At 68.3% G+C, this 25,476-nt stretch carries 23 protein-coding genes; 15 read left to right on the top strand and 8 right to left on the bottom strand.

All coding sequences use genetic code 11. From position 1 onward, the window contains the following. Positions 1 to 54: 54 nt before the first annotated feature. The 4 genes from ACTRWB_RS09825 to ACTRWB_RS09810 all read left to right on the top strand — a co-directional run bounded on the left by ACTRWB_RS09825 (position 55) and on the right by ACTRWB_RS09810 (position 4,024). Positions 55 to 381, top strand: a complete 327-nt coding sequence (locus ACTRWB_RS09825) for a DUF4148 domain-containing protein (protein ID WP_446901756.1) — start codon at positions 55 to 57, stop codon at positions 379 to 381. Between the two features lie 225 nt (positions 382 to 606). Continuing rightward, entirely contained in the window at positions 607 to 2,979 is a 2,373-nt protein-coding gene (locus ACTRWB_RS09820) for an RICIN domain-containing protein (RefSeq protein WP_446901755.1), read from the top strand. 38 nt (positions 2,980 to 3,017) lie between these two features. After that, positions 3,018 to 3,434, top strand: coding sequence for a hypothetical protein (locus tag ACTRWB_RS09815; protein WP_446902039.1), 417 nt, complete (start codon positions 3,018 to 3,020; stop codon positions 3,432 to 3,434). Continuing rightward, positions 3,431 to 4,024 carry an SCO family protein gene (locus tag ACTRWB_RS09810; RefSeq protein ID WP_446901754.1) on the top strand — a complete coding sequence of 198 codons (594 nt, stop codon included), beginning with the start codon at positions 3,431 to 3,433 and terminating at the stop codon, positions 4,022 to 4,024. The genes ACTRWB_RS09815 and ACTRWB_RS09810 overlap by 4 nt, the downstream gene beginning before the upstream one ends. A 76-nt stretch (positions 4,025 to 4,100) precedes the next feature. On the opposite strand, the gene ACTRWB_RS09805 is transcribed toward ACTRWB_RS09810, so the two are convergent. The 3 genes from ACTRWB_RS09805 to ACTRWB_RS09795 are packed head-to-tail and all read right to left on the bottom strand — an operon-like array spanning position 4,101 to position 6,417. After that, positions 4,101 to 4,994: a DMT family transporter gene (locus ACTRWB_RS09805; RefSeq protein WP_446901753.1), complete on the bottom strand. Its 894-nt coding sequence runs from the start codon at positions 4,992 to 4,994 to the stop codon at positions 4,101 to 4,103. Between the two features lie 8 nt (positions 4,995 to 5,002). After that, a complete protein-coding gene (locus tag ACTRWB_RS09800) occupies positions 5,003 to 5,791 on the bottom strand; it encodes a DUF2182 domain-containing protein (protein WP_446901752.1) in 789 nt (262 codons plus the stop codon). Between the two features lie 23 nt (positions 5,792 to 5,814). Continuing rightward, a complete protein-coding gene (locus tag ACTRWB_RS09795; protein WP_048244541.1) occupies positions 5,815 to 6,417 on the bottom strand; it encodes a DUF1326 domain-containing protein in 603 nt (200 codons plus the stop codon). A 345-nt stretch (positions 6,418 to 6,762) separates the two neighbouring features. Between ACTRWB_RS09795 and ACTRWB_RS09790 the strand changes: the two genes are divergently transcribed. After that, positions 6,763 to 7,167, top strand: coding sequence for a lysozyme inhibitor LprI family protein (locus ACTRWB_RS09790; RefSeq protein ID WP_446901751.1), 405 nt, complete (start codon positions 6,763 to 6,765; stop codon positions 7,165 to 7,167). 72 nt (positions 7,168 to 7,239) lie between these two features. Here the strand turns inward: ACTRWB_RS09790 and ACTRWB_RS09785 are convergent, their stop codons facing one another. Both ACTRWB_RS09785 and ACTRWB_RS09780 read right to left on the bottom strand, forming a co-directional pair. Beyond that, positions 7,240 to 7,887 (bottom strand): response regulator, encoded by a 648-nt coding sequence (locus tag ACTRWB_RS09785; RefSeq protein ID WP_006755659.1) that lies wholly within the window; start codon positions 7,885 to 7,887, stop codon positions 7,240 to 7,242. After that, positions 7,884 to 9,998 (bottom strand): PAS domain S-box protein, encoded by a 2,115-nt coding sequence (locus ACTRWB_RS09780; protein ID WP_446901750.1) that lies wholly within the window; start codon positions 9,996 to 9,998, stop codon positions 7,884 to 7,886. The genes ACTRWB_RS09785 and ACTRWB_RS09780 overlap by 4 nt, the downstream gene beginning before the upstream one ends. Before the next feature lie 320 nt (positions 9,999 to 10,318). On the opposite strand from ACTRWB_RS09780, the gene ACTRWB_RS09775 reads away from it, so the two are divergent. From ACTRWB_RS09775 to ACTRWB_RS09755, 5 genes are all read left to right on the top strand, one after another. Beyond that, on the top strand, positions 10,319 to 10,789 hold the full coding sequence (locus ACTRWB_RS09775) for a universal stress protein (RefSeq protein ID WP_048244536.1): 471 nt from the start codon (positions 10,319 to 10,321) through the stop codon (positions 10,787 to 10,789). Between the two features lie 372 nt (positions 10,790 to 11,161). Beyond that, positions 11,162 to 11,668 (top strand): cupin domain-containing protein, encoded by a 507-nt coding sequence (locus ACTRWB_RS09770; RefSeq protein ID WP_129514867.1) that lies wholly within the window; start codon positions 11,162 to 11,164, stop codon positions 11,666 to 11,668. A 187-nt stretch (positions 11,669 to 11,855) separates the two neighbouring features. After that, positions 11,856 to 12,881, top strand: a complete 1,026-nt coding sequence (locus ACTRWB_RS09765) for a DedA family protein/thiosulfate sulfurtransferase GlpE (protein WP_343493848.1) — start codon at positions 11,856 to 11,858, stop codon at positions 12,879 to 12,881. Positions 12,882 to 13,324: 443 nt separating this feature from the next. After that, positions 13,325 to 14,707, top strand: a complete 1,383-nt coding sequence (locus ACTRWB_RS09760; protein ID WP_446901749.1) for an amino acid permease — start codon at positions 13,325 to 13,327, stop codon at positions 14,705 to 14,707. A gap of 208 nt (positions 14,708 to 14,915) precedes the next feature. After that, positions 14,916 to 15,851 (top strand): universal stress protein, encoded by a 936-nt coding sequence (locus ACTRWB_RS09755; RefSeq protein WP_446901748.1) that lies wholly within the window; start codon positions 14,916 to 14,918, stop codon positions 15,849 to 15,851. Positions 15,852 to 16,308: 457 nt separating this feature from the next. Here ACTRWB_RS09755 and ACTRWB_RS09750 read toward each other — a convergent pair whose 3' ends face one another. Continuing rightward, positions 16,309 to 16,746: a hypothetical protein gene (locus ACTRWB_RS09750; RefSeq protein WP_419689388.1), complete on the bottom strand. Its 438-nt coding sequence runs from the start codon at positions 16,744 to 16,746 to the stop codon at positions 16,309 to 16,311. Positions 16,747 to 17,070: 324 nt separating this feature from the next. Next, positions 17,071 to 17,310, bottom strand: a complete 240-nt coding sequence (locus ACTRWB_RS09745) for a hypothetical protein (RefSeq protein WP_446901747.1) — start codon at positions 17,308 to 17,310, stop codon at positions 17,071 to 17,073. Here ACTRWB_RS09745 and ACTRWB_RS09740 point away from each other — a divergent pair. Together ACTRWB_RS09740 and ACTRWB_RS09735 are read left to right on the top strand one after the other, a co-directional pair. Beyond that, positions 17,303 to 17,560 carry a DUF3562 domain-containing protein gene (locus ACTRWB_RS09740; protein WP_129514872.1) on the top strand — a complete coding sequence of 86 codons (258 nt, stop codon included), beginning with the start codon at positions 17,303 to 17,305 and terminating at the stop codon, positions 17,558 to 17,560. The genes ACTRWB_RS09745 and ACTRWB_RS09740 overlap by 8 nt on opposite strands. A gap of 329 nt (positions 17,561 to 17,889) precedes the next feature. Further along, positions 17,890 to 19,689 carry a methyl-accepting chemotaxis protein gene (locus ACTRWB_RS09735; RefSeq protein WP_446901746.1) on the top strand — a complete coding sequence of 600 codons (1,800 nt, stop codon included), beginning with the start codon at positions 17,890 to 17,892 and terminating at the stop codon, positions 19,687 to 19,689. 168 nt (positions 19,690 to 19,857) lie between these two features. On the opposite strand, the gene ACTRWB_RS09730 is transcribed toward ACTRWB_RS09735, so the two are convergent. Beyond that, a complete protein-coding gene (locus tag ACTRWB_RS09730) occupies positions 19,858 to 20,106 on the bottom strand; it encodes a hypothetical protein (protein ID WP_446901745.1) in 249 nt (82 codons plus the stop codon). Between the two features lie 389 nt (positions 20,107 to 20,495). On the opposite strand from ACTRWB_RS09730, the gene ACTRWB_RS09725 reads away from it, so the two are divergent. From ACTRWB_RS09725 to ACTRWB_RS09715, 3 genes are all read left to right on the top strand, one after another. Next, the gene (locus ACTRWB_RS09725; protein ID WP_343493897.1) at positions 20,496 to 21,374 is read left to right on the top strand and encodes a MipA/OmpV family protein; all 879 of its coding nucleotides are present in this window, start codon (positions 20,496 to 20,498) and stop codon (positions 21,372 to 21,374) included. Positions 21,375 to 21,440: 66 nt separating this feature from the next. Next, complete coding sequence (locus ACTRWB_RS09720) at positions 21,441 to 23,135, top strand: VRR-NUC domain-containing protein (RefSeq protein WP_446901744.1); 1,695 nt, start codon at positions 21,441 to 21,443, stop codon at positions 23,133 to 23,135. Then, entirely contained in the window at positions 23,132 to 25,432 is a 2,301-nt protein-coding gene (locus tag ACTRWB_RS09715; RefSeq protein ID WP_446901743.1) for an ATP-dependent DNA helicase, read from the top strand. The genes ACTRWB_RS09720 and ACTRWB_RS09715 overlap by 4 nt, the downstream gene beginning before the upstream one ends. The last annotated feature ends 44 nt before the right edge of the window (positions 25,433 to 25,476 follow it).

Raw genomic sequence — 25,476 nt, 5'->3', positions numbered from 1 at the left:
GCAACGACTCCGAGTCCGAAGCGCCTGATAAAACAATCCTGGAGGTAACGCATCATGAAATCGCTGATCAAGGCAGTTGCACTGGCCGCCCTGGTGGCCGCACCGGTCGTCTCGTTCGCCCAATCGAACCAGCAGCCGCTGACCCGCGCGGAAGTGCGCGCCGAGCTGGTCCAGCTCGAAAAGGCCGGCTACAACCCGAACGACTGGATGAACTACCCGGAAAACATCCAGGCTGCACAGGCAAAGATCGCCGCTGCGCAGACCGGCGCGCAAGCTGACGCGACGGGCTACGGCGCGAACGCCGCCGCGACGTCGCAATCGGGTCAGCGCGTGGTCGTGCCGGCCGCAACCGATCGTTCGTCGGTGTTCTTCGGCCACTAAGCCGGTGGCCGGATAGCGGCCTTCGGGGCCGCGGCCAAAGTAGTATCGAAAAGCCCGCACTCGTGACGAGTGCGGGCTTTTTTGCGTCGTCCCCATTGAGTGGCCCACCGTACATCCCGATCCAGGGATTCGACGTTTTAATACGACCGGAAATTAAAACGGGACCACGGGGGGATCATGCAAGTGTCTGGGCTTGCCTGGCGACAGGCGTTTTTGTGCGTGTGCATGTCGATTTTCGTTGCGTGGCTGCCGTCGAGCGCCGCGGCGGCCGTCACGGCGTCTTATTCCGACATCGTGTCGGCGGACAGCGGGCAGTGCGTCGCGATCGCGGGCAACTCGGCCGCCTCCGGCGCGGGCGTCGTGCAGGTCTCGTGCGCGGGACAGGGCAACACGACGTGGTCGTTCGTGCCTGTCGGCGCGAATTATCACATCGTGTTGCAGGGCAGCGGCCTGTGCCTGAACGTGCCGGGCGGCTCGCGTGCCAGCGGCACGCCGCTTATCCAGTATTCGTGCCAGGGCGACACCCTGACCAACGACCAGTGGACCATCACGGCCGTCGGCGCAAGCTACCGGATCGTGTCGGTCTCGAGCGGCATGTGCCTGAACGTCAACGGCGGCTCGCGCGCATCGGGCGCACAGTTGATCCAGTATCCGTGCCAGGGCGCGACCGCGCTGAACGACCAGTTCAACCTGTATCTTCCGGTCGCCGCATTCTCCAACATCGTGTCAGCGAGCAGCGGCCGTTGTCTGACGGTCAGCGGCAATTCGACCAATGCGGGCGCCGCGATCGTGCAGGGCGCGTGCTCGACCCAGAGCAACGCGGGCTGGTCGCTGCTGCCGGCCGGCAGTGGCTATCACGTCGTGTCCCAGCGCACCGGGCAGTGCCTGAACGTGTCGGGCGGCACGGGAGGGAGCGGCACGCCGTTGATCCAGTATCCGTGCCAAAGCGATGCGCAAACGAACGACCAGTGGACCGTCGCTGCCGCGTCAGGCTCGAACTACCGGCTGGTGTCGGTCGCGAGCGGCATGTGTGCGAACGTGAGCGGCGGCGCGCTCACGGACGGCGCTGCGCTGGTCCAGTACCCGTGCCAGGGTGCGACCGCGCTGAACGACCAGTTCACGCTTGGCCTGCCGCAGAGTTTCCCGGTTACGCTGCCGTCGGCGTGGAGTCCCGTCATCCCGCTGCCGGTCAATCCGATCGGCATTGCGAACGTGCCGAACGGCAAGCTCGTGATGTGGTCGGCGGACCAGACCTTCAGCTTCCAGAACGACGTCGGCAACACGGCTACGCAGACGCAGACAGCGCTGTTCGACCCCGCGACGAACCGGGCGACGCAATTCCTGGAGACGTCCGCGGGCTCTGACATGTTCTGCCCGGGCACGGCGTTGCTGTCCGACGGCAGGTTGCTCGTGAACGGCGGCGACAGCAGTCCGAAGACGACGCTGTACGACTGGAACAGCAACACGTGGAGCGCATCGGCGACGATGAACATTCCGCGCGGCTATCAGGGCGACACACTGCTGTCGAATGGCTCGGTGCTGACGCTTGGCGGCTCGTGGAGCGGCGGCCAGGGTGGCAAAAGCGCGGAAGTCTGGAACGGCGCCAACTGGACGGTGCTGTCCGGCGTGCCGGAAACCGGCGTCGTGGGTCCGGATCCGCAAGGCATCTATCGGGGCGATAACCACCTGTGGCTGTTCGCGCAGAGCAACGGCAGCGTGTTCCACGCCGGCCCGAGTGCGCAGATGAACTGGATCTCGACCAACGGCAGCGGCACGATCCAGTCCGCCGGCACGCGCGGCGCCGATCCTTACAGCATCAACGGCACGGCGTCGCTATACGACATCGGCAAGATCCTGAAGGCCGGTGGCGCGAAGTCGTACCAGCAGAACGGCAGCGCGTCGAGTTATGCATCGAATGCGGTCTATCAGATCGACATCACGCGAGGACCGAACCAGCCGGTCACGGTGCAACGCCTGAACGGGATGACCTACCAGCGCGCGTTCGCGAACAGCGTCATTCTGCCGGACGGCAGCATCGTGATGATCGGCGGCCAGAGCCTGCCGATGCCGTTCACCGACACGACGGCGATCATGGTTCCGGAGATCTGGAACCCGAAGACCCAGCGCTTCAATCTGCTGAAGCCGATGCAGACGCCGCGCACCTATCACAGCACGGCGATCCTGCTGCCGGACGGCCGCGTGTTCGCGGGCGGCGGCGGGCAGTGCGGCACCGGTTGCGTGAACAATCACCTGAACGCGGAGATCCTCACGCCGCCCTATCTGCTCAATGCCGATGGCTCGCCGGCCGCGCGCCCCGCAATCGCAAGCGCGCCTTCGGCGACGAGTCGCGGCGCATCGATCGAGGTCGCGACGCGCGGTCCGGTCGCGTCATTCGTGCTGATGCGCCTGTCGTCGGTGACGCACACGACGAACAACGATCAGCGCCGCATTCCGCTGTCCATCGTCAATGCGAGCGGGACATCGTACCGGCTCGCGATCCCGTCGGATGCCGGCGTGGTGCTGCCCGGCTATTACATGCTGTTCGCGCTCGACGCGAACGGCGTGCCGAGCGTGTCGACGTCGTTGCAGATCTCGTGACACCGCATCCCCGATTCGGGCGGCGCGTGGCGGCGCGGCTGGCAGGCGCGTGCGTCGCCACGGCGATGTACGGCGGGAGCGCCGTCGCGGCCGGCGACGCTCTCGCGCGCGGTCAGGCACTCTTCGACGGCGCCGCGCCGCTGCAAGGGCGGCTGTCGACGCATCCGGACAGCCTGCCGCCGCCCGTGGTGCGCTGCGCGAATTGCCATGCGGCGGGCGCGGGGCCAGCCGTGCCGAACTCGCTTGCGCCGCGTCTCACGCACGACTGGCTGACTGCGCCGCGCGGCCGGCGCGGCGGCCCGCTGACGCGCTACGATCGCGACGCCTTCTGCGCGCTGCTGCGCACCGGCCTCGATCCGGCCTATGTCCTCGTCAACGTCGAGATGCCGCGCTACACGCTCAATGAACGCGACTGCACGGCGCTCTGGCGATATTTGAACGGAGGCGGGGCATGAGTGCGCTGGACGAGCACGCCCGTCGGCGGCGCGCGTGGCTGACGGCGGCGCTCGCGCTGGCGGCGCTGCGACCCGGCTCGGCGCCCGCCGTCCCGATCGTCGGCTATCACGGCGGGCGCGTCACGCCGCCGGTACCGGTGCCGGACGTACCGGTACACACGGCAGACGGCCGCGCGACCCGTTTGCGCGCGCTGCTGAACGGCCGGGTGACGGCATTGCAGCTATTTTTCACCGGTTGTTCGTCGACCTGTCCTATCCAGGGCGCCGTGTTCCAGCGCGTGCAAGGATTGCTGGGGCCGCGCGGGCACCCCGACGTGCAATTGCTGTCGCTCAGCATCAGTCCGCTCGAGGACACGCCCGCGCGGATGCGCGCGTGGCTCGCACGCTTTGACGCGAGGCCGGGCTGGATCGCGGCCGCGCCGGAGCTGAAGGATGTCGACGTATTGCAGGCGTTGTTTGGCGGCGGACTCACGGGGCTCGACAATCACAGCACGCAGGTCCAGATAGTCGACCGGGCTGGCGCGCTGATCTGGCGGACCTACGAATTGCCGTCAGCCGAATCCGTCGCGGACATCTTGCGGCGCGCGTGAGCAGCGCGCCGAAGATGACACGCTTGTTTCTGCACGCCCGAATGAGCCGGGGTGTACGTGGTGCACCTGCCTGGCGTCACCGCGCGGTGCTCGCGTGACGGGCACGGGTCGCGAGCACGGCCGCGACGCCACCGAGGATGGCGACCGATGCAAGCGCAAGCCGCCAGGTCGGCTGTTCCGACAGCAACAGCACGGCACCGCACGCGGCAAGCGGCGGCACGGACAACTGGATCGCCGCGGCGCGCATGGCCGTGAGGTGCCGCAGCGCGGCATACCAGACGACGTAGCCGAGGCCTGATGTGAGCGCACCGGAAAGCACGGCAAGCGCGACGCCGGCCGGCGTCAGGTGGATGCGGGCGGCGAGCACGGCGCTCAGCGCGAGCGCCAGCGGTGCGGCACGCAGGAAGTTGCCGGCGGTCGCCGCGACCGGATCGGCAGGCTTGCGGCCGCGAATCGAATAGATACCCCATGCAACGCCGGCGACGGTCATCAGCGCGGCGCCTTGCGGCGTCGGCGCCGCGAGCCCCGGCGACACGAGATACAGCAGCCCGCCGAGCGCGACGCCGAAGCCGGCCCAGCCCGCCGGGGCGAACCGTTCGCCGGCGCGCCATCCCCACGCGAACATCGTCAGTTGCACCGCGCCGAACAGGATCAGCGCGCCGGTTGCCGCACTGACGGTCAGATACGCGAACGAGAAGCATGCGACATAGGCGAACAGCATCGCCGCCGCGGGCCAGTCCGCGGGTGGCGCGGGCCGTCGCGCACTCGTGCGCACGATGATCGCGAGCACGAGCGCGCCCGCCACGAGTCGCACGCTGCCGAAGCTGGCCGCATCGATCCGCCCAGCCTGCAGCGCGAGCCGGCACAGCAGCGAATTCGACGCGAATGCGAGCATCGCGACGGACGTCAGCGCGACGACCCGCACGCCCGGCCGTAGGTGCAGCGCAAATACGGAGGCGGGCGGGCGCATCGCGGGCCTCACGCGTGGTTCGCGACGATCAGCACCGCCACACCGAACAGCGCGGCGCCGAGCGGCGCCGTGAGTTGCCGTCCCCACGCCGCGTTCTTTTCAAGGGACATCAGCGCGGCGAGCGACAGCATCCAGCCGAGACTGCCGGCGCCGACGACGAACATCAGCAGCATCAGCGCCCAGCAGCACCCGACGCAGAAGAGCCCGTGGCTTGCGCCCAGCGCGAACGCGTGCCGCAGCGGCGCGCGACCGCGCCAGTGGCTGATCACGAAACTGAAAGGGGTGCGGCAACGGTCCAGGCAGCGTTCCTTCAGGCTGCTGAACTGAAATGCGCCGGCGAGCGCGAACACGGCCGCGCCGATCAACCAGCCGCGCCACGCGAGTGCCGGCACGTGCGCAACGCCTGTCAGCACAAGGGCATGCAGGCCGTGCGCGACAAGGCCGAAGCCGCTCCACGCGGCGACGTAGCCGACGCCGACGAGCGCGAGCAGGCGCGTCTGGTCGGGGCGGCTCGCGACGACGCGGGCGAACGCGTCGAACAGCGACAGCGTCGTCGGCAGCATCATCGCGAGAATCATCAGCGTCCAGGCGGCCGCGTCGAGCACGGCCGGCAGCCATAGCGCGCCACCCGGCAGCGCGCGACAAAGCACGCTGAACGGTGCGGAGGCGTCGCCGTCGCCGTGCTCGAGATAACGCCCGTACGGACTGCGCGTCCACGCCCACAACGTGACCCACGCGAATGCAACGAGGCTCGTGAGCACAAGCGGAAACAGGCGCCGGTGCAGCGACGCTGCCATGGCTGTTTCCGTGCGACCGCGATTCACGCGTCGAACAGGAACGTGCTCTGCAACGCGTTGTGATTCTTCAGATCGACGTCGATGCCGATCGCCGCATTCTTCGATCGATAGACGGGCGCTTTGCCGACGAACACGGGGGCGCCGGGCACGGTCGAGAAGACGGTGTCGGTCAGCGTCGTCTGTGCACCGCTCGGGCCGAGGTACGGCTCGAGTTCCGCGTGGTAGTCGGTGCCGATCGACAGTGTGCCGCGTGCGCCCTCGACGTCGAATCGGATCGGTGCGCGCTCGATCGACACGACCGTACCGATCAGTTTCGCGAGCTCGGCGATCGGGCCGCCGGCTTGCCCTGTGTAGACCTTGAGCAGCGCCTGCTCCTGCGCTTCGGACGCCGTGTCGCTGACAAAAATCGCGGCTGTCCAGTTGCCTTGCAGGATATTGCCCGGCACGCGGCACACCGCGGCGATCGTGTTGCCGCCGACGTCGACGCCGTCGACCGTGCCCTTGTCCACATGCCAGGCGACGATGGTGTCGCACACGCCGAAATCAGGATCCTCGCCGATCCAGCACGGGCACAGTACGCGACAGTTGCAGACCTCGAGCAGACGGCCTTCCAGGTGATAGCTCATGATTTCCTCCAGAGAGCGACGGCGATTGCGCGTGGCGCAGGACGGAGGAAACCGGCTGACGAAACAAACGTCACGCCCGCTCGGCGGCACGAACGCGAAATGCGCAGAGGAATGCGCGGAAGCGGAGACGGGATGGATGCGATAGCACGGGCCTGATGCGGCGTATCGATTTTCCCAGTGTAGGCGTGCGTGAACGATATGCAAGCCGGCGCGCGCATGATGCCGGCTGACAAGCGATCGCGCGTGCGCTAGCATCGCGGACGGTGTCGCCGCGCGCCGAGGCGCGGCTGGGGCGTCAGGCTCCGCACCGGGTTCCACGACCTCAACGAACAACAAGGAGCATCCATGCGTGTCTTGACCGGTCTGCTGTGCTCGCTGGCACTGGCGGCGAACGTCGCCCATGCGCAGACGAATTGTGCGGACGCGACGGATCAGGCGGCGATGACGGCATGTGCCGACCGCGCGTACAAGAAATCCGACGGGGAGTTGAACCGGGCCTACCAGGCCGTCACCGCGCGCCTGCGCGATGCACGGCCGCTTGCCGACAAACTGGTGAATGCGCAGCGCGCGTGGATCGCGTACCGCGATGCCGAATGCAATTTCTCCAGCGCGAACGCCGAGGGCGGCAGCGTGTATCCGATGGTCGTGTCGACCTGCCTCGACGATCTGACGAAGGCGCGCACCGAAACGCTGAAGGGTTATCTGTCCTGCGAGGAAGGCGACCTCGCGTGTCCGGTGCCTGCCAAGTAACGGGCGCGCTCGGTGCAACCGGCCGAATGTCGCGGCCGGTCAATCCAGCGATCCGCTGCTGGGCATCGTCCGTTACACGTCGTCCGTTTCGTCGAGCAGCTTGTGCCGCATCGCGTAACGCACCAGCGCGGCTTCGTGCGGCATCTGCATCTTTTCCAGGATCCGCGTCTTGTAGGTGCTGACCGTCTTCGCGCTCACGCACAGCGCCTGCGCGATCTCGGTCAGCGTCTGGCCGGCGGCGATCCGCCGGAACACGTCGAATTCGCGGTCGGACAGCCGCTGGTGCGGCAACGTCTCGGCCGGCTCGTTCAGGCTCTGCGCGAACTGCTCCGCCATCGCGAGGCTCACGTAGACGCCGCCCGACGCCACCTTGGTCACCGCGCCGACCAGCTCGGCGCTCGCGCTTTCCTTCGTCAGATAGCCCGACGCACCCGCACGGAACGCGCGCACCGCGTATTGCTGTTCCGCATGCATCGTCAGCACGAGCACGCGCAGCGCGGGCTTCTCGTCCTTGATCTGCTTGATCAGTTCGACGCCGTTGCGGCCCGGCATCGACAGGTCGAGCACGAGCACCTGCGCGGGCGTCGAACGCACGAGCGCGATCGTCGACGGGCCGTCGCAGGCTTCTCCGGCCACCTCGAATCCGGTGGCGTTCTGGAGGATGTGTCGTAGACCGTCACGTACGAGCGTGTGGTCGTCGGCGATGAGCACCTTGATCATGAGATAAGCGATTCCTGTTGAACGGTACTGAGCGGAAACGACACGGTAATCGAGAAACCGCGCGCGAGCGCGGTGTCGATCGTCACGGTGCCGCCCAGCATGTGTGCGCGTTCGCGAATGCCGATCAGGCCGAACGATTTGTCCTCGTGGGCCGGACCGCCGGGCGCCGCGCCGCGGCCGTTGTCCGCGACGCGTAACACGCAGAAGCCTTCCTCGACGTCGAGCCGCAGCGCGACGCGCGTCGCATCCGCATGGCGCGCGACGTTCGTCAGCGCTTCCTGAACGATGCGGAACAGCGTGGTTGCGCCCGCGCTGGTAAAGGTGAGGCCGCCGGTTTCGACGTGACGCTCGACATCGATCCCGTAGCGGTTCGTGAAATCGTTCGCGAGCCATTCGATCGCGGGCACGAGGCCGAGATCGTCGAGCATCACGGGCCGCAGGTCGGCCGCGATGCGCCGAACCGATGCGACCGTCGCGTCGATCAGCCGCCGCATGCCTTGCAGGTGCGACTGCACGTCCTCGTCGGGTTGTGCGCGGCCGGGCACGCGCAACTGCTGCTCGACGACCGACAGGTCCATCTTCAGCGCGGTCAGTTGCTGGCCGAGATCGTCATGCAGTTCGCGCGCGATGCGGGTTTTTTCTTCCTCCCGCACGTTCTGCAGGTTCGCCGACAGTTCGCGCAATTCCTCGCGCGACCGCTTCAGCGCGTTCTCGGCACGCAGCCGCTCGGTGATGTCGCGCAGCATCACCGTGTAGAGCTTGCCCGACGCATCGCGGATCTGCGAGATCGATGCCTCGATCGGAAATTCCTCGCCGTTGGCGCGCAGCCCGAACAGCACGCGCTGGCGGCCCATCTGCCGCTCGGAAACGCCCGTCACGCCGAACTGGTCGACGTGCTTCGCGTGCGCGGCGCGGAACCGTTCGGGGATGAAGCGCGACAGCGGTGCGCCGATCGCCTCCATCGCGGACACGCCGAACACCTGCTCGGCCATCGGATTGAAGATCACGACCGTCTGCTTCTCGTCGATCGTGATGATCGCTTCCATCGACGAGCGGATGATGCCCATCATCCGCGCCTCGTTGAGGATGCCGCGGCTGCTCGCGCCGGCATCCGCCGCGGCGCCGGACCGGCCGCGCACCAGCGCATGGACGAGCGCCGCGAACGCGAACGACGCGATCAGCCCCGCGGCGAGCACGGTGCCGGCCGCGCGCTGCGCGCCGGTCGCGCTCGGGCGGCCGTCCGCGGAATAGGCGAGCGTCAGCACGGTGCCGCCGAAATTCAGTTCCTCGGTGCGCCGCAACAGGTCGGGCGACGTCGAGGCCTCGTCGGTCGTCGTCTCGACGCTGACGATCGCGCGCCGATCGCCGCCGGCGGTCATCCACAGGTCGATCCCGCGTTCCGCGTCGAGCGCGCGCTCGACCAGGCGCCGCGGGCTCAGCGCCGCGAACAGCACCCCGTCGGCGCCGGCTTCGCGCGTGCCGGACGGTGTGGCGGCCGCGTGCGGCGAGGTGGTCACGGGCAGGAACAGCGTGAGGGTGCGCGCGTCGCGGGATGTGTCGTCGTCGGCCGAGTGGACGCCGAGCGCGATGTCGCCGGACTGCAGCGCGCGCGCCAGCGGCGCGGCGTCGGACGTGCCGAAGCGTACGACCGACGAACTCGATGCGGGCGCGCTGAGCGTCGCGGCCGCGAACGCGCCCGCCGGCATCGGTCTCGCGCCGGCGAGGGCGCTACGCGTCGCGGGCGGCAGCGGGACATAGCCGATCTGCCGGACCGGCGAGCGGCCGCTGTCGAGATCGAGCGTCTCCGCATAACGGCGCCATTGCTCGGACGTCATGTCCGGGACGAGATTGAACACGCCGCGCGCGCCTTCGAGCACGGCGACGCCGGACTGCAGTTCGTGGCGCAGCATCGCGGTCACGTGCGTCGTGCGGCGTTCGAAGCGTGTACGGACGGCGCCTTGCCACTGCTCGCGCACCAGCAGGGCGACGCCGAGCGACAGCACCGCGCCGGCGCACAGCGCAACGACGCCGGCCGCGAGCGGCTGGCGTAACATGATCTGGAGGCGCGTGGGCCCTCGGGCATCACGCGTCGGGGTTCCACTGGCGGTCATTCGATGGTCATTCGGTTGTCGGGGCAGCCCTTGGTACTCGGGCAGCGCGGCAAAACCGGGCAAAACTCGCACCGGCTGCGTGCAACGTCTGTTTTCAAGATGAAATTGTGCGCGTTTTACACTTTTTATGTAATGGGGTCAGCTGAAAATGCGGCAAGCGGTGCGGAGCAGCGGGCGTGCCGGCCGCGCTTGACGCGCATCAAGAGGCGCGTCGGCACGTGGAGCAGACTGTTCGGCAGGCAAGTCGGCACCGGGTCGGCTTGCGGTAACGGGCCGCCGTTGCGCAGCGCGCGACGCGTGTCCGGTCGGAGGGACGGACCATGTACAAGCGGATTTTCGTCGGGCTCGACGGCAGCCCGAGCGCGCGTCTCGCGCTGAACGAGGCGATCCGGATCGCAGCGGCGTCCGGTGGCGAGGTCACTTGCGCGTACGTTGTCGAGCATCGGCCGCAGCTCGTCGACGTCGATGCGGGCTTCGCGGCCGAGCGCGATGGCGATGCGGCCGCCACCGCTGCCGCGACGCCGGTGCTCGACGCTGCGAAAGCGGTGCTCGAGCAGCAGCACGTGCAGGGCTCCGTGCGCGCGCTCGACGCATACGGCGAGGACGTCGCCACGGTGCTGATGCGCACGGCGGCTGAAGCCGACGCCGACCTGATCGTGATGGGCACGAGCGGGCGGCACGGGCTGCGCCGGCTGCTGCTCGGCAGCGTCGCGGAATCGCTGCTGCGCGCGGCCGACCGGCCCGTGCTGCTGGTGCGGCACGACGAGCCGGCCGCGCCGACGGCCGCGTGATGCACGCGGTGAGGCGCTGACGCATCAGCGATCGCGGGCAGGGGACTGCCGCTCGCGTTCGCCGGATGTCTGCGTGATGAAACGCGCGACGCGCCGATCGGCGCACCGCGCGCGAGTGCGCCTGTCGCGTTCGACGCATGCGTCGTCGGGATGAGGGCGCCCCGGATGCGCACGCATGGGCGTTTTTGCGCACCCGCGGTTGCATCCCGACACGCAGTTCTGGCAGCATCGACCGGTGTCCGCTTCTTCGCCGCGTGCATGGCCGCGGCGATCGACGCCGCGGCATCCGTCAGTAGCCGACCCGGTCGCATCCGCGATGAACGGGGCCGTACGCCGGATGCCCGGTTCCTTACCTTACCGACGTCATCCGCCATGCCGATTTCCGCCGCCGACCTGATTCGCCAGTTCAATCTGCAGCCGCACCCCGAGGGCGGCTATTTCCGCGAAACCTACCGCGCGACCGATGCCGTCGTGCGGCCGGCCGACGGCGCGCCGCGCGCCGCGTCGACCGCGATCTACTACCTGCTGTGCGACGGCGCCTATTCGTCGTGGCACCGGATCCGTTCCGACGAGGTCTGGCATTTCTACGCGGGCGATCCGATCGAAGTGTGGGTGCTCGACGAGCGCGACGGGCTGACGATCCACCGGCTCGGCAACCCGCTCACGCATCCGGGCACCGTGTTCCAGGCGGTCGTGCCGGCCGGATGCTGGTTCGGCGCGCGCTGCGCGTTGCCGGAGCACGTCGCGCTTGTCGGCTGCACGGTTGCGCCGGGGTTCGAGTTCGCGGAATTCGAGCTGGCGGATCCGGCTACGCTGGCCGCCGCGTTTCCCGACTACGCGGAACACGTCGCCCAGCTCGCGCCGCGTCCGGACGCGTGAGCGCGACAGCGGCGCAGGCAGCGGCCCGAAGCCCGCGCGGACGGCGTGTGTTCCGCGCGATTATGGCCAAACCCGTTTAGAATGCCCGTCATGCACAAGGTCGGCTGCGGACGTGCCGCGGCGGCCGTTGCGCAGCCGTCCCGACGCCCCCGGTCGCACGGCCCGCATGTCTTCCAGGAGCGCCGCCGTGTGGCACTTTCCGATTGCAATTCCATCGTCGCTCGGCCCTTGGGCCGTGTTCGCGAGCGTGTTGATCACGCAGCTCGGCGTGCCGGTGCCGGCCGTGCCGATGCTGATTCTCGGCGGCACGATGGCGGCAATGGGGCAGGCGTCGTGGACCAGCATGTTCGCGGCGGCGATCGGCGCGACGATGCTCGCCGATTCGCTGTGGTTCTTCATGGGCCGTACGCGCGGCCGGCGCCTGCTGAACGGCCTCGTGCGCTTCTCGCTGTCGCTCGACACGACGCTGCGCTTCGCGCGTAACGTATTCGAAAGATACGGCGCGCCGCTGCTCGTGCTGTCCAAATTCCTGCCGGGCCTCGGCCTCGTGTCGGCGCCGCTGCTCGGCACGACCGCGATAGGCATCGGCGTGTTCCTGTTCTGGGATCTGGCCGGCGCGTCGCTGTGGGCCGCGTTCTGGCTGATCGGCGGCGCGGCCATTCACGACCAGATCGTGCAGTTCGTGCTGTGGGTGCGCGCGAGCGGCGGCACGATCCTCGACGCGTTCCTCGCGATCTTCATCACGTTCCTGCTGTACCGCTGGGTGCGTCGCGTGCAGTTCCGCCGTTATCTCGCCCAGGTGCGCATCTCGCCGCCGCAGCTGGTCGAGATGATGACGTCGGACGAGCCGCCACTGATCTTCGACGCACGACCGAAAGCGATTCGCGAGCGCGAGCCGTACCGGATCGCCGGCGCGGTGCCGGTCGATCTCGATTCGCCGGACCTGCTCGACCCGGAATTGCTGAAGCGGCCGATCGTTGTCTATTGCGTGTGCCCGAACGAGGCCACGGCCAAGCGCCTGATCGCGAAGATGCAGCGCAAGAAGATGATCCACAACATCCGGGCGCTGAAGGGCGGCCTCGATGCGTGGGAGAAGCACGGCTTCCCGGTCGAGCCGCTGCCGGCCGACCTCGATGCGTCGCGTTATTTCGTGCGTCCCGAACACGGGGCGCTCGAAGGCGAATATACGGTGCGCGCGACGCTGTCCAAATAAATGCGCGCGCGATGTCGCGCGCATTTCAATTCCCCCATCCGTTTCACCCGGTGCGATTTTTACGAAAATCGGCTGGCGTGAAACGTCTGATCATTCTTATAATCCCGCCTGCATATTGCGTGTGCTTGATTGCACACATTCGACGCGCATTCGTTCGCGCCGAAAACGATTGATCCCGTTGCCGTCCGTCACGCGCACAGCCGCGTCGCACGGGCCGCACGGGTGTATTCCGTGAAAGGCCCGATCCGTTTTCCGGATTGTTCCGGAAAATATGGATAATCCGCGGCGATTCCCATCGGATTGACGCAACATCCGAGTCGTTTCTCATTTGGAAATCGACGGCGGGGATTATTTCGTTTTCGGCTGCCAGTATCGGCATGAACGGTCGCGCATTGACATCGACACAATGATGGCGGCCCGCACGCGGCTGCCAGGAGACGAACTTGAAACAACCAGAAGACCAGTTGCACCGCGGGCTGGAAGAACGGCACATCAACCTGATGGCGCTCGGCGCGACGATCGGCGTCGGCCTGTTCCTCGGCTCGGCCACCGCGATCCGCACGGCCGGCCCGGCCATCCTGCTGACCTACCTGCTGGGCGGCATCGCAATCTTCCTGATCATGCGCGCGCTCGGCGAGATGGCGATCACCAATCCGGTCGCCGGCGCGTTCAGCCGCTACGCGCGCGACTACCTCGGCCCACTCGCCGGCTACCTGACCGGCTGGACCTACTGGTTCGTGTGGATCGTCACCTGCATGGCAGAAATCACGGCGGTCGGCGTCTATATGCACATGTGGTTCCCGAGCATACCGAACTGGATCTGGGCGCTCGCGGCGCTGATGGCGATGGGCTCGGTGAACTTCATCGCGGTCAAGCTGTACGGCGAATTCGAGTTCTGGTTCGCGCTGATCAAGATCGTCACGATCGTGCTGATGATCATCGGCGGCGGGCTGATGATCGCGTTCGGCATCGGTAACGGCGGTGTCGCGACCGGCATCTCGAACCTGTGGGCGCACGGCGGTTTCATGCCGAACGGCATCGGCGGCGTGATCGGCGCGCTGCCGATCGTGATGTTCGCGTATCTCGGCGTCGAGATGCTCGGTCTCACGGCCGGCGAGGCACGCAACCCGGAGAAATCGCTGACGAAGGCCGTGAACTCGGTGTTCTGGCGCGTGCTGATTTTCTACATCGGCGCGCTGTTCGTGATCATGTCGCTCTATCCGTGGGACCAGATCGGCACGCAGGGCAGCCCGTTCGTGATGACGTTCTCGCGGCTCGGCATTCCGGCCGCCGCCGGCATCATCAACTTCGTCGTGTTGACCGCGGCGCTGTCGTCGTGCAACAGCGGCCTGTTCAGCACCGCGCGGATGCTCTACAACCTCGCGCAGCAGGGCCAGGCGCCCAGCAAGCTCGGCCGCGTGAACCGCAACGGCGTGCCGGTGTACGGCGTGATCGTGTCAGTCGCGCTGCTGCTGATCGGCGTGCTGCTCAACTATCTCGCGCCGCAGCACGTGTTCACGTGGCTCACGTCGGTGTCGACGTTCGGCGCGATCTGGACATGGTGCGTGATCCTGATCGCGCAGATGCGCTTTCGCCGCACGCTGTCGGCCGACAAGATCGCGCGCCTGCCGATCCGCGTGCCGTTCTATCCGCTCGGTTCGTACGTTGCGCTCGGGTTTCTCGCGCTGGTCGTCGTGCTGATGGCATTCACGCCCGATACGCGCATCGCGCTCGTGATCGGGCCGGTATGGATCGTGCTGCTCGGCATCGCGTATGCGCTGTTCTACGCGAACCGGCCGGCGGCATCGGTGGCGACTAAGTCGTAAGCGGCGCGGGCAGGGGCCGCGCGATCGTTGATCGCGATCATGCGTGCGCGGGCCGGACGTCCTATGCTGAACAAATCGCTTGTCCGCGCTTCGCGTGGCTACCCGCCGATCCCTGCGACCGCGGCGGCTGTCCGGCCGCCGCGCGCCGCTTCCGCGCGAAGTTCCCGTCATCGTTCCGCGGCGACGCGCACGCACGGAGGCCTTCGCCATGCAGCCTGCCCAGTCCATCCCGACACTCGCGCGGATCGCGCTGGCCGTCGATCCGACGCCCGAATCGCTGTCCGCCGCGCGCTATGCGCGCACGCTGCTGCGTCCCGGCATGCGGTTGCGCATCATCTGCGCAATCGACAATCCGCGTCTCGTGCTGCCCGACATCCCGCGCATCGACGCGCTGCTGACGTCCGCGCGCGAGGACATGATCGGAGACGCGCACGCCATCAACGCGCGAATCGCGGCGCTGTTCGCCGACAGCGGTATCGAAGTCGAGCAGACCATCGTCGATACGTCGGTCACGGGCGGCTCGGTCGCCGATGCGTTGGTGAACGACACATCGGCGTGGCACGCGGACGTGCTGATGGTCGGCGCGAATCCGCATCACGGGCTGCTGAGGCTCGTCGAAGGCGCGGTGTCGGACACGCTGACGACGCGCGCGCGCTGTGCGCTGCTGATCGTGCCGGCCACCTATGCGCGACCGTCGGACGGCACGCTGCAGCGGCTGATGTTCGCGGTCGACGGCAGCGAACCGTCGCTGCACGCAGTGCGCGTCGGGCTCGGCTTCGCGGCGCCGACGACGTTGCTGTACGCAGCGTACGTGATCGATCGCGCGGTTCGTCTGACCGATATCGTGCCGGTGCGCGCGCTCGAGGATGCGTACCGCGCGGAGGGCGAGGATGCGCTCGCGAAGATCGGCCCGCTGTTTCATGCGACCGGGAACCCGACCAAGCGCGGCGTCGTCGAGACCCGCCCGACGAGCGACGACGTGGCCCATGCGCTGATGCGCGACGCCGTGCACTGGCGTGCGGAGCTGCTGGTGGTCGGCACGCATGGCCGGCGCGGCCTCGCCGCCTGGCTGATCGGCAGCGTCGCGCGCCGTGTTGCGCACCTCGCGCAAGTGCCGGTGCTGCTCGTGCGCGGGGACGAGTGAATCGCGCGGTGTCGAGCGCAAAGCGGGCTTGAGTTGACTTGCGTCAGAAATGGCGTGTTTATCGCGTGAGACATTGACGGAACATCCGGCGACGCAGTCGGTCTGTCGTGCATGCGTAACGACAGCCACGCATGAGCGCGAGCAGCGATCACATCACTTCCGGAGCCGTGCCATGCATCGAATGGCGCGTCATCCGACCGAGAACTCTCTGGCACGAGGGTAGGCAGCCACCGGCTGCCTTGGAGGACGGGCGGGGTGCAAGTCACCCCGTCCGCTTTCCCCATTTATGTTGTTGGCCCCGTCAGCTTTCTTTCTTCGCAGGAATCGTTGTGCATGCCGCCGAGTTGCGCGGCGTGTGTGGCGCTGCCGTCCGTGCGCGGCACGTGGCAGGCGTTGCAGAGGAGAGTGCGGGATGCAGCCATGACACGGCCTCGTGCCGTGCTGGCTGCCTGCACGCTCAAGTGATGCGAGGAATCGACCGCAGGTCGTGCCGACGGGCGGCGCCACGGCGGACACGCGGGTGTTGACGCATGGCATGCAGCGGCGCACACACGCTGCACGTACGGTTGCGCAGACGGTTCGCGTGCGGCCAGCCGGGGCGCGCCTTGCGGCGAGGCTCCGAAACGGCCGGCGCGTCGGCTGCGGCCCGCGCGCGAAGTGCGGCGGCGAACCGTTGCAGCGAGAGTAGCGATCCCGCGACGCTCTGGTATTTTTCGCGGCCGATCTGCCCGTCCAGCGTGACGAGCAGCCCGGCTTCTCGTGCGAGCGCGAGCAAGGTGTCGAGATCGTCGGCCGGGCGGTTGCCGTCCGACTCGGCCCGGGCGGGCAGGGCACGCGCGTTGCACGTCGCGCGCCGCTGGCCGTCCCGGCCCGGAATATTGCGATGTTTTTTCATGGTTGGTCTCCTGCGCCGGACCCCGCATGCCGGCTCGACGGCCGGCTGAGCGATGACCCGGTATGAACGTTTCGTTCATGTAGCCAGTATCGTGCGTCGAGAGCGCGCTGCCAAGCGGCGCGCGCTGAAGTCGCTGTCAGGTATTGCGCGGCGCGTATCGGAATCCGCTGACACGCGCGGCGGCCGATCGGCCGGTGCGGCGGCGACCCGGCGCATTCGTTCCGACGAATGAACGGCGTGCGTCGGACGTCGCTTGACGCATGATTTCGGCCAGTCTAAGTTCCCCACTGAATCGGCGTCGCGCGGCGTTCCACCGCTCGCCCGTCAGCCGGTGCCGCGCCCCGGGGTGGCGTGGCAGGGTTTCCAGTCTCGTTCGCGGGCAGTTTGCGCCGCGAACCATGCGCGGCCGGTCCGGGGACGGATCGGCACGGCGGCACGCAACGTGCCGTTGATCGCGCGCAAATACACGCCGGCGCATCGCACGCCGCGCGGCCGTCCAGTCTTTAAGCTTCCGGTACCGTCATCTTTTCGTTCCTCGACCGTCAGGAGTCCGTCGATGTCCAAGGACAATTTGCTCGATTCACTCAAGGAAGCCGCCGAACAGCGTGCGATCGACGCGGATCAGTTGCGCGCGATGCTCGACGACGAAGTGCGCGTGTTGTCGTCCGGCGCGCGCGTGCACGACTACATCCATGTGTTCGCGATCCGGCACCTGCGCGAACGCATGCGCCAGCAGGGCGATCTCGTCGACAACGACACGCCGGCCGGTGCGCCGCCCACGGAATCCGATCCACGCCCGAGCCATCGTCTGTGACGGGCGCTCGCCGCGGCTGACGCCGTGGGCGTTACCCGTTCCGTCGCCGCGCCGCGGCCGGATCCCGCTCGACCTTCATGCAGGCGGCCGACGACGAACCGGCCGCCCCGAAACGCCGGTGCTTCCCGCACGCAGGTTGCCGCGCTCGGCAGCCTTCGCGCGGGGCGTCAGCCGGGCGCAACCATCCTGACGATATGCCGACAGTCGTCGGCGCCTTTCGTCATACGTTTCACTGAATTGTCACAACGGCCTCAAGTATGTGGCGCGATTGCCGTTTACCCGGTGAATTCGTCCACCGGGCGTTCGCGCTCCCTTACCGAGTCGTTGCCATGCTCTCGTCCATCCGCGCCCGCATCCTCGCCGCGTGCGTCGCCATCGTCGTATTCGCGCTCGTCGCCACCACGCTGATCAACTATTTCATTGCACACTCGTACAACGACGACGCGATCGACCGCAACCTGACCTCCGTCGCGAGCGGCCACGTGGTCGGGATCGCCGACTGGGTCGCCACCCGGAGCCGGATGATCGCATCGCTGCAGGATGCCGCGCTGGCGCCCGATCCGCTGCCGGTGTTCAAGCAGATGGCCGCGGCCGGCGGCTTCACGAACGTCTACGCGGGCTATGCCGACAAGGCGTTCCGCTTCTCCGACCCGACCGGCATTCCGCCCGACTACGACCCGACCGGCCGCCCGTGGTACAAGCAGGCCGCGCAGGCCGGCAAACCGGTCGTCACGCCGCCTTACGTCGACGCCGGCACGGGCAACCTCGTGGTCACGTTCGCGGTGCCGATTCTGCGCGACGGCTCGCTGAAGGGCGTCGTCGCCGCGGACGTCGCGATGGACAGCGTGATCGCCAACGTGAAATCGATCCGCCCGACGCCGGCGAGCTTCGGGATGTTGATCGACAGCAACGGCCACATCGTCGCGCACCCGGACCCGAAGCTCACGCTGAAGGCGGTCGCCGACGTGTCGCCCGAGCTCGGCGCGATGGGTGCCGCGTCGGTCGCGGCGGCGAATGCGCCCGTCGAGGTGAGCGTCGGCGGCGAAGCGAAGCTGGTGCGCGCACGGCCCGTGCCAGGCACCGACTGGTATGCGCTGGTGCTGCTCGACAAAGCCGAAGCGACGGCCGGAATGCGCTCGCTGCTGACCGCGTCGCTGATCACGCTGGTCGTGATCGTCGGCGTCGCGTCGCTGATCATCGGCGCGATCACCGCGACCGCGTTCCGCCGCCTGTCGCAGGTGCGCCAGGCGATGGCCGCGATCGGCTCGGGCGCCGGCGACCTGACGCAGCGCCTGCCGGCCGATGGCCGCGACGAAGTCGCCGACATCGCGCGCTCGTTCAACAGCTTCGTCGACAAGCTGAACGACGTGATGCGCCAGATCCGCGACGCGAGCGAATCGGTGCGCACGGCCGCGAACGAGATCGCGGCAGGCAACCAGGATTTGTCGTCGCGCACCGAATCGGCGGCGGCGAGCCTCGAGGAAACGGCTGCGTCGATGGAAGAGATCACCGCGACGGTCGGCCAGTCGGCCGCGGCGGCCGGTCAGGCCGACGAACGCGCGGCGGCCGCGTCGCGGATCGCGTCGCACGGCGGCGTGGTCGTGTCGGACGTCGTCGCGACGATGGAGAAGATCGAGGAGGCGTCGGGCCGGATCGGCGACATCATCGGCGTGATCGACGGCATTGCGTTCCAGACCAACATCCTCGCGCTGAACGCGGCCGTCGAAGCGGCGCGCGCGGGCGAGCAGGGTCGCGGTTTCGCGGTCGTCGCACAAGAAGTGCGCAGCCTCGCGCAACGCAGCGCGCAGGCCGCGCGCGAAGTGAAGGTGCTGGTCGAATCGACGGTCGCGAGCGTGTCGGCCGGGTCCGGGCAGGTGCGCCAGGCCGGCGACACGATGCGCGAGATCGTCTCCAACGTGTCGAACGTGACGACGATCATCTCCGAGATCACGCACGCGGCGAACGAACAGACGCGCGGCATCCAGGAGGTGAATCGCGCGGTCACGCAGCTCGACGAAATGGTGCAGCAGAACGCGGCGCTCGTCGAACAGTCGACCGCCGCCGCGACCGCGCTGCAATCGCAGGCAAACGCGCTGGCGACCACGGTCGGGCGGTTCAAGGTCGCGTGACGCGACCCGCGCAGGACGCGGCCGCGCCGGTCAGGAGCGGCCGTTGTCGCGAATCGACGCAAGCCGGTTGCAGAGCGTTGATCCCAAGCGCCTTCGTCGCGCGGCTCGTTGCCGTCGAAGTGGCACAGCGTCGCCGCGATGAAACGCTGTACGGGCCGGGTACCGCCGTCAGCCCTGATCGCGGGGCGGGGGCGGGACGTGCGGCGCGCGACGTTCGTGCTTGTCAGCCGGCTTGGCGGGGTCGATACGGGTCGCGCCGCCGACGGCGGGCGGGTCGCTGGCCGGAAACGACTCCTCGAGCCCTTCGTCGATTCGTTCTTCCGTCTTGTCTTCGGGTGGCGGGCGCGACGTGGCGAGCCGGAACAGTCCGGCAGCCGGTGACACGGCGTCGCGGCGGCCGGGGACGTGAACGTTCATGGTCGAACCTCCTTGTCGGTGATGCAGCGCGCGAGCGCCGTGCCTGCCCGGCATCGGCCGCTCGATGCCTGCGCGCCGCTGAAACGGAGAGGACATCGTGATGCATCCATCCACGAAAAGGATACGTTACGACGCGAACGGTTGCGGCGGCGAATTCGCGACTATCACGTCGAACGCCTCCGATTCCATCACGCGTTACCGGTTCGTTCCGAAGTACGGCAAGGTGCCCGTGCACAGCGGGCGCTTTGCGTCTGCGCGCGCGTCGCGTAGGATGTTCGTTAATTCAGCGCATGCTACGTTCGCGCCGCAGGCTGCCAATTGGTGCCGCCGAGGAGGCGCGACGCGCTTTCCCTCAGGTTCGTTTCGCGCAACCGACGGAGACCGCCGTGATGACTGTTGATTGCCCGTTGCTGTCACCCGGCGCACGCCGGTTCGTATCCGGCCTGTCGGCCTGCGCGGCGCTCGCCGCGGCCGGCGCCCGCGACGCGTCGGCGCAGACGCCTTCGCCGCTCGGCGAGTGGCAATACTCGGCGGGCGTGCCGCTCGAGAAACTGTACGACCCGAACATTTCCACCTGGGATATCAGCGTGGGCGCCGCGATGACGCTGCAGCCGCGCTATGCGGGCTCCGACCGTTATCGCGTGTTGGGCGGCCCGAATCTCGACATCCGCTATCGCGACCTGTTCTTCCTGTCGACGGGCGAGGGGCTCGGCGCGAACGTGCTGCGCGGGCCGAACTGGCGCGTAAGCCTGTCCGTCGGTTACGACCTCGGGCGTCGTTCGGCCGACGATACCGAGCACCTGAACGGCCTCGACAACATCAACGCGGCGCCGGTGATGAAACTGGCGGCCGATTACGTGATCTCGAAGGAATTTCCGCTCGTGCTGCGTGCGGATATCCGGCGCAGCATCGGCGGCTCGAACGGCTGGGTCGGCGATTTCTCCGCGTACATGCCGCTGCCGGGCAGCAACGAGCATTTCTTCTGGTTCGCGGGGCCGACCGTGTCGTTCGCCGATTCGCGCTACATGAACAGCTGGTTCGGCGTGAACCAGGGCGCCGCCGCGCGTTCGGGGCTGCCTGCCTATTCGTCGGGCGCGGGGATCAAGTCGGTCGGCGCGGGCGTGACGATGGCCTGGTTCGTGAACAAGCACTGGTTCGTCACGATCGACGGCGCGATCGAACAGCTCGTCGGCCGCGCGGCGCGCAGCCCGATCACGCAGCAGTCGACCAACGGCGTGTTCGACATGTCGGTGAATTACCAGTTCTGACCGGGGCCGGGCAGCGTCACATTTGATATGATTCCGACCTGTACAAATGTACAGTGATCAAACTCCGTGACGCCTGTTTCGCCGACGCCCCCGGCGTTTTACTACCTGACCAATTTCGAACGCGCGCTGGCCTGGCTCGGCGCGCGTTACGACGACCTGTTCGACGCGCACGAGCACGCGTTCGTCCGGCATTTCGCGACGCTGCCGCAGGCGTCCCGTGCGCTCCTCGTGCGGATGCTGATGCGCAACGGGTCCGACTTCCGTGCCAGCAAGCTCGTATACGACGAAATCGGCTGCGCGCTCGATGCGGCCGCGCCGCTAATCGAACTCGGCTGGGTCGATCCGGCACCCGCACTGACGCTCGACGAACTGTTCGCGCTGTCGACCAAGGCCGATCTGCTGCGCATCTTCCCGTCGCTCGCCGCGCATGCGGGCGAGCGCAAGCCCGAATGGCTCGAACGGCTGCGGCCCGCGCACGACGTCGCGCAACCGCTCGACGCATGGTGCGCGCAGGCCGGCGACGTCGTGCTGCGCGTGATGGTCGGCGCGCTGTGCGACCGGCTGCGCCTGATGTTCTTCGGCAATCTCCATCAGGACTGGAGCGAGTTCGTGCTCGCCGATCTCGGCGTGTTCCAGTACGAAAGCGTGCCGATCGCGCCGTCGTCGCGCGCATTCCAGCAGCGTGGCGACGTCGATGCGTATCTCGCGCTGAACATGTGCCGCGACGCACTCGACGTTTGGCCGGAGGATCTGCCGTTCGACGACCTGGTGCGCGCGATCGATGCAGTGGACTGCGCGCAGCCGTGGCTCGCGACGCGTCGCGCGAAGCTGTTGTTCGCGCTCGGGCAGACGTGCGAGCGTCGGGCGGACTGGACCGCCGCGCTCGACGCGTACGCGCGCAGCGCGTGGCCCGGCAGCCGCCATCGGCGCATCCGCGTGCTCGAGCGCTGCGGGCGCGACGACGACGCGCTCGCGCTGGCGCTCGATGCGCGCGGCGGCTTCGAGAGCGACGAGGAGCGCCAGCGCGTCGAGCGCATGCTGCCACGCCTGCAGCGCCGCCTGGGCCAGCGCGTCGAACGTGCGTCCGCCGCGGCGGACGTGCCGCGCGAGACGCTCGTGCTTGCGCGTCCCGATGCGTTCGTCAGCGTCGAGTTCGCGGTGCGCGACCATCTCGCGCAGCCGGCTTCGCCGGTCCATTACGTCGAGAACACGCTGATCAATTCGCTGTTCGGGCTGCTGTGCTGGGAGCCCGTGTTCGCGGCCGTGCCCGGCGCGTTTTTCCATCCGTTCCAGCGCGGCCCGGCCGACCTGCATGCGCCAGATTTCGCTGCGCGCCGTGCGGACGCGTTCGCCGCATGCTTCGCGCAACTCGATTCGGGTGCATATCGCGATACGATCCGCCGGCATTTCGCGACGAAGGCGGGGCTGCAGTCGCCGTTCGTGTTCTGGGGCGTGCTGACCGACGAACTGCTCGACGAGGCGCTCGACTGCCTGCCGCCCGAGCACTTGCGGCTGTGGTTCACGCGCCTGCTCGCGGACATCCGCAGCAACCGCTCGGGGCTGCCCGATCTCGTGCGCTTCTGGCCCGGCGAGCGCCGCTACGAGCTGATCGAAGTGAAAGGCCCCGGCGACCGGCTGCAGGACAACCAGACGCGCTGGCTCGCGTATTGCGTCGCACATGGCATTCCGGTGCGCGTCGTCGATGTCGAGTGGGCCGGCGCGGGCGTCGCGCAGGCCGAAGCGGCGGGACTGTCCGCATGAGTTACGTCGTCGCGGTGCGGGCGATGTGCGAGTTCACCGCGCGGCGCGGCGATCTCGACCTGCGCTTCACACCCGCGCCGACCGCGCTCGAAGGCATCGCCGGCCACGGCGCGGTCACGTCGAATCGCGGCGCGCGCTACGAAACCGAGATCGCGCTGACGGGCACGTGGGGCACGCTCACCGTGCGCGGTCGCGCGGACGGCTACGATCCCGTGTCGAACCGCCTCGAGGAAATCAAGACCTATCGCGGCAGCCTCGACGCGATGCCGGCCAACCACCGCGCGCTGCACTGGGCGCAGGCGAAGGTCTACGCGCACCTGATGTGCGACGCGCGTGGTCTCGCCGAAATCGACGTCGCGCTTGTGTATTTCGACATCGTGTCCGAGCGCGAGACCGTGCTGACGGAAAAGCTGGACGCGAGCACGCTCGCGGCGTTCTTCGCCGAGCAATGCGCATGTTTCGTCGGCTGGGCCGAGCGCGAGACGGCCCATCGCGCCGCGCGCGATGCCGCACTGCGCGCGCTCGCGTTTCCGCACGGGCAGTTCCGCAGCGGCCAGCGCGAGCTGGCGGTGTCCGTCTATCGTGCCGCGCGCGACGAGCGCTGCCTGATGGCGCAGGCGCCGACCGGCATCGGCAAGACGCTCGGCACCGTGTTCCCGCTGCTGAAGGCGTGCGGCGAGGGCGAGCTCGACCACGTGTTCTTCCTGACCGCGAAGACGCCCGGCCGCGCGCTCGCGCTCGAAGCGGCGACGACGCTCGGCGCCGGCACGCCCGCGCTGCCGCTGCGCGTGCTGGAGCTCGTCGCGCGCGACAAGGCGTGCGAGCATCCGGACAAAGCGTGCCACGGCGAATCGTGCCCGCTCGCGCAAGGCTTCTACGACCGGCTGCCGGCCGCGCGCGACGCGGCGATCGGCGCCGGGCTGCTCGATCGCGACACGGTGCGTGCTGCCGCGCTCGCGCACGACGTCTGCCCGTACTACCTCGCGCAGGAGCTCGCGCGCTGGTCGGACATGGTGATCGGCGACTACAACTACTACTACGACGGCAGCGCGATGCTGCACACGCTCGCGCAGCAGAATCAGTGGCGCGTCGGCGTGCTCGTCGACGAGGCGCACAACCTGCTCGATCGCGCGCGCAAGATGTACAGCGCGTCGCTCGATCCGTTCGCGTTCGCGGCCGCGCGCGAAGCCGCGCCCGCCGCGCTGCGCAAGGCCTTCGACCGGCTCGCCCGCGCGTGGGGCACGGTCAATCGCGCGCAGGCCGAGCGCTATGCCGCGTATCCGGACGTTCCGGGCCCGATCGTGTCGGCCGTGCAGAACCTCGTCGCGGCGATCGGCGAACACCTGACCGACGCGCCGCGCGCGAACGGCGACGCGCTGCTGCGGTTTCATTTCGAGGCGATCCAGTTCGGCGTGCTCGCCGACGCATTCGACAGTGCGTCGATCTTCGACGCGACGCTGCAAGGCGAACCGATGCCGCGCCAGCCGGCGCTCGACGGCGTCGCGTCGGCGCGCCGCCGGCACCGCGTCCAGTCGACGCTGTGCGTGCGCAACGTGATCCCGGCCGCGTTTCTTGCGCCGCGCTACGAAGCCGCGCGCGCGACCGTGCTGTTCTCCGGAACGCTGAGCCCGTTCCATTTCTACCGCGACACGCTCGGGTTGCCCGGCGATACGGGCTGGCTCGACGTCGACGGGCCGTTCCGCGCCGAGCAACTGACGGTGCGTGTCGCGAGCCACGTGTCGACGCGCTGGCGCGACCGCGACCGCTCGCTCGAACCGATCGCGGACCTGATCGCCGCGCAGTATGCGACGCGGCCCGGCAACTACCTCGGGTTCCTGAGCAGCTTCGACTACCTGGGGCGGGTGGTCGCGCTGATGCAGACGCGCCATCCGGACGTGCCCGTGTGGGCGCAGGCGCCCGGCATGGCGGAAAGCGAACGCGACGCGTTTCTCGCGCGCTTCGATGCGGGCGGGCGCGGCGTCGGTTTCGCGGTGCTGGGCGGCGCGTTCTCGGAAGGCGTGGACCTGGTCGGCGAGCGGCTGATCGGCGCATTCATCGCGACGCTCGGGCTGCCGCAGGTCAACGACGTCAACGAGCAGATGCGGCGCGCGATGGACGCGCGCTTCGGCAACGGCTACGACTACATGTACCTGTATCCGGGGCTGCAGAAGGTCGTGCAGGCGGCCGGGCGCGTGATCCGCACCGAGCACGACGAAGGTGTCGTGCATCTGATCGACGACCGTTACCGGCGCCGCGAAGTGCGCGATCTGCTGCCGCGCTGGTGGCGGATCGGGTAAGGGTGAAGTTGAAGCCGCGCAATCGCTTCCGCCGTGCGGATGCA

Source organism: Burkholderia sp. YIM B11467 (genome assembly GCF_052952715.1).
This window is presented reverse-complemented; position numbering and strand designations above follow the sequence as displayed.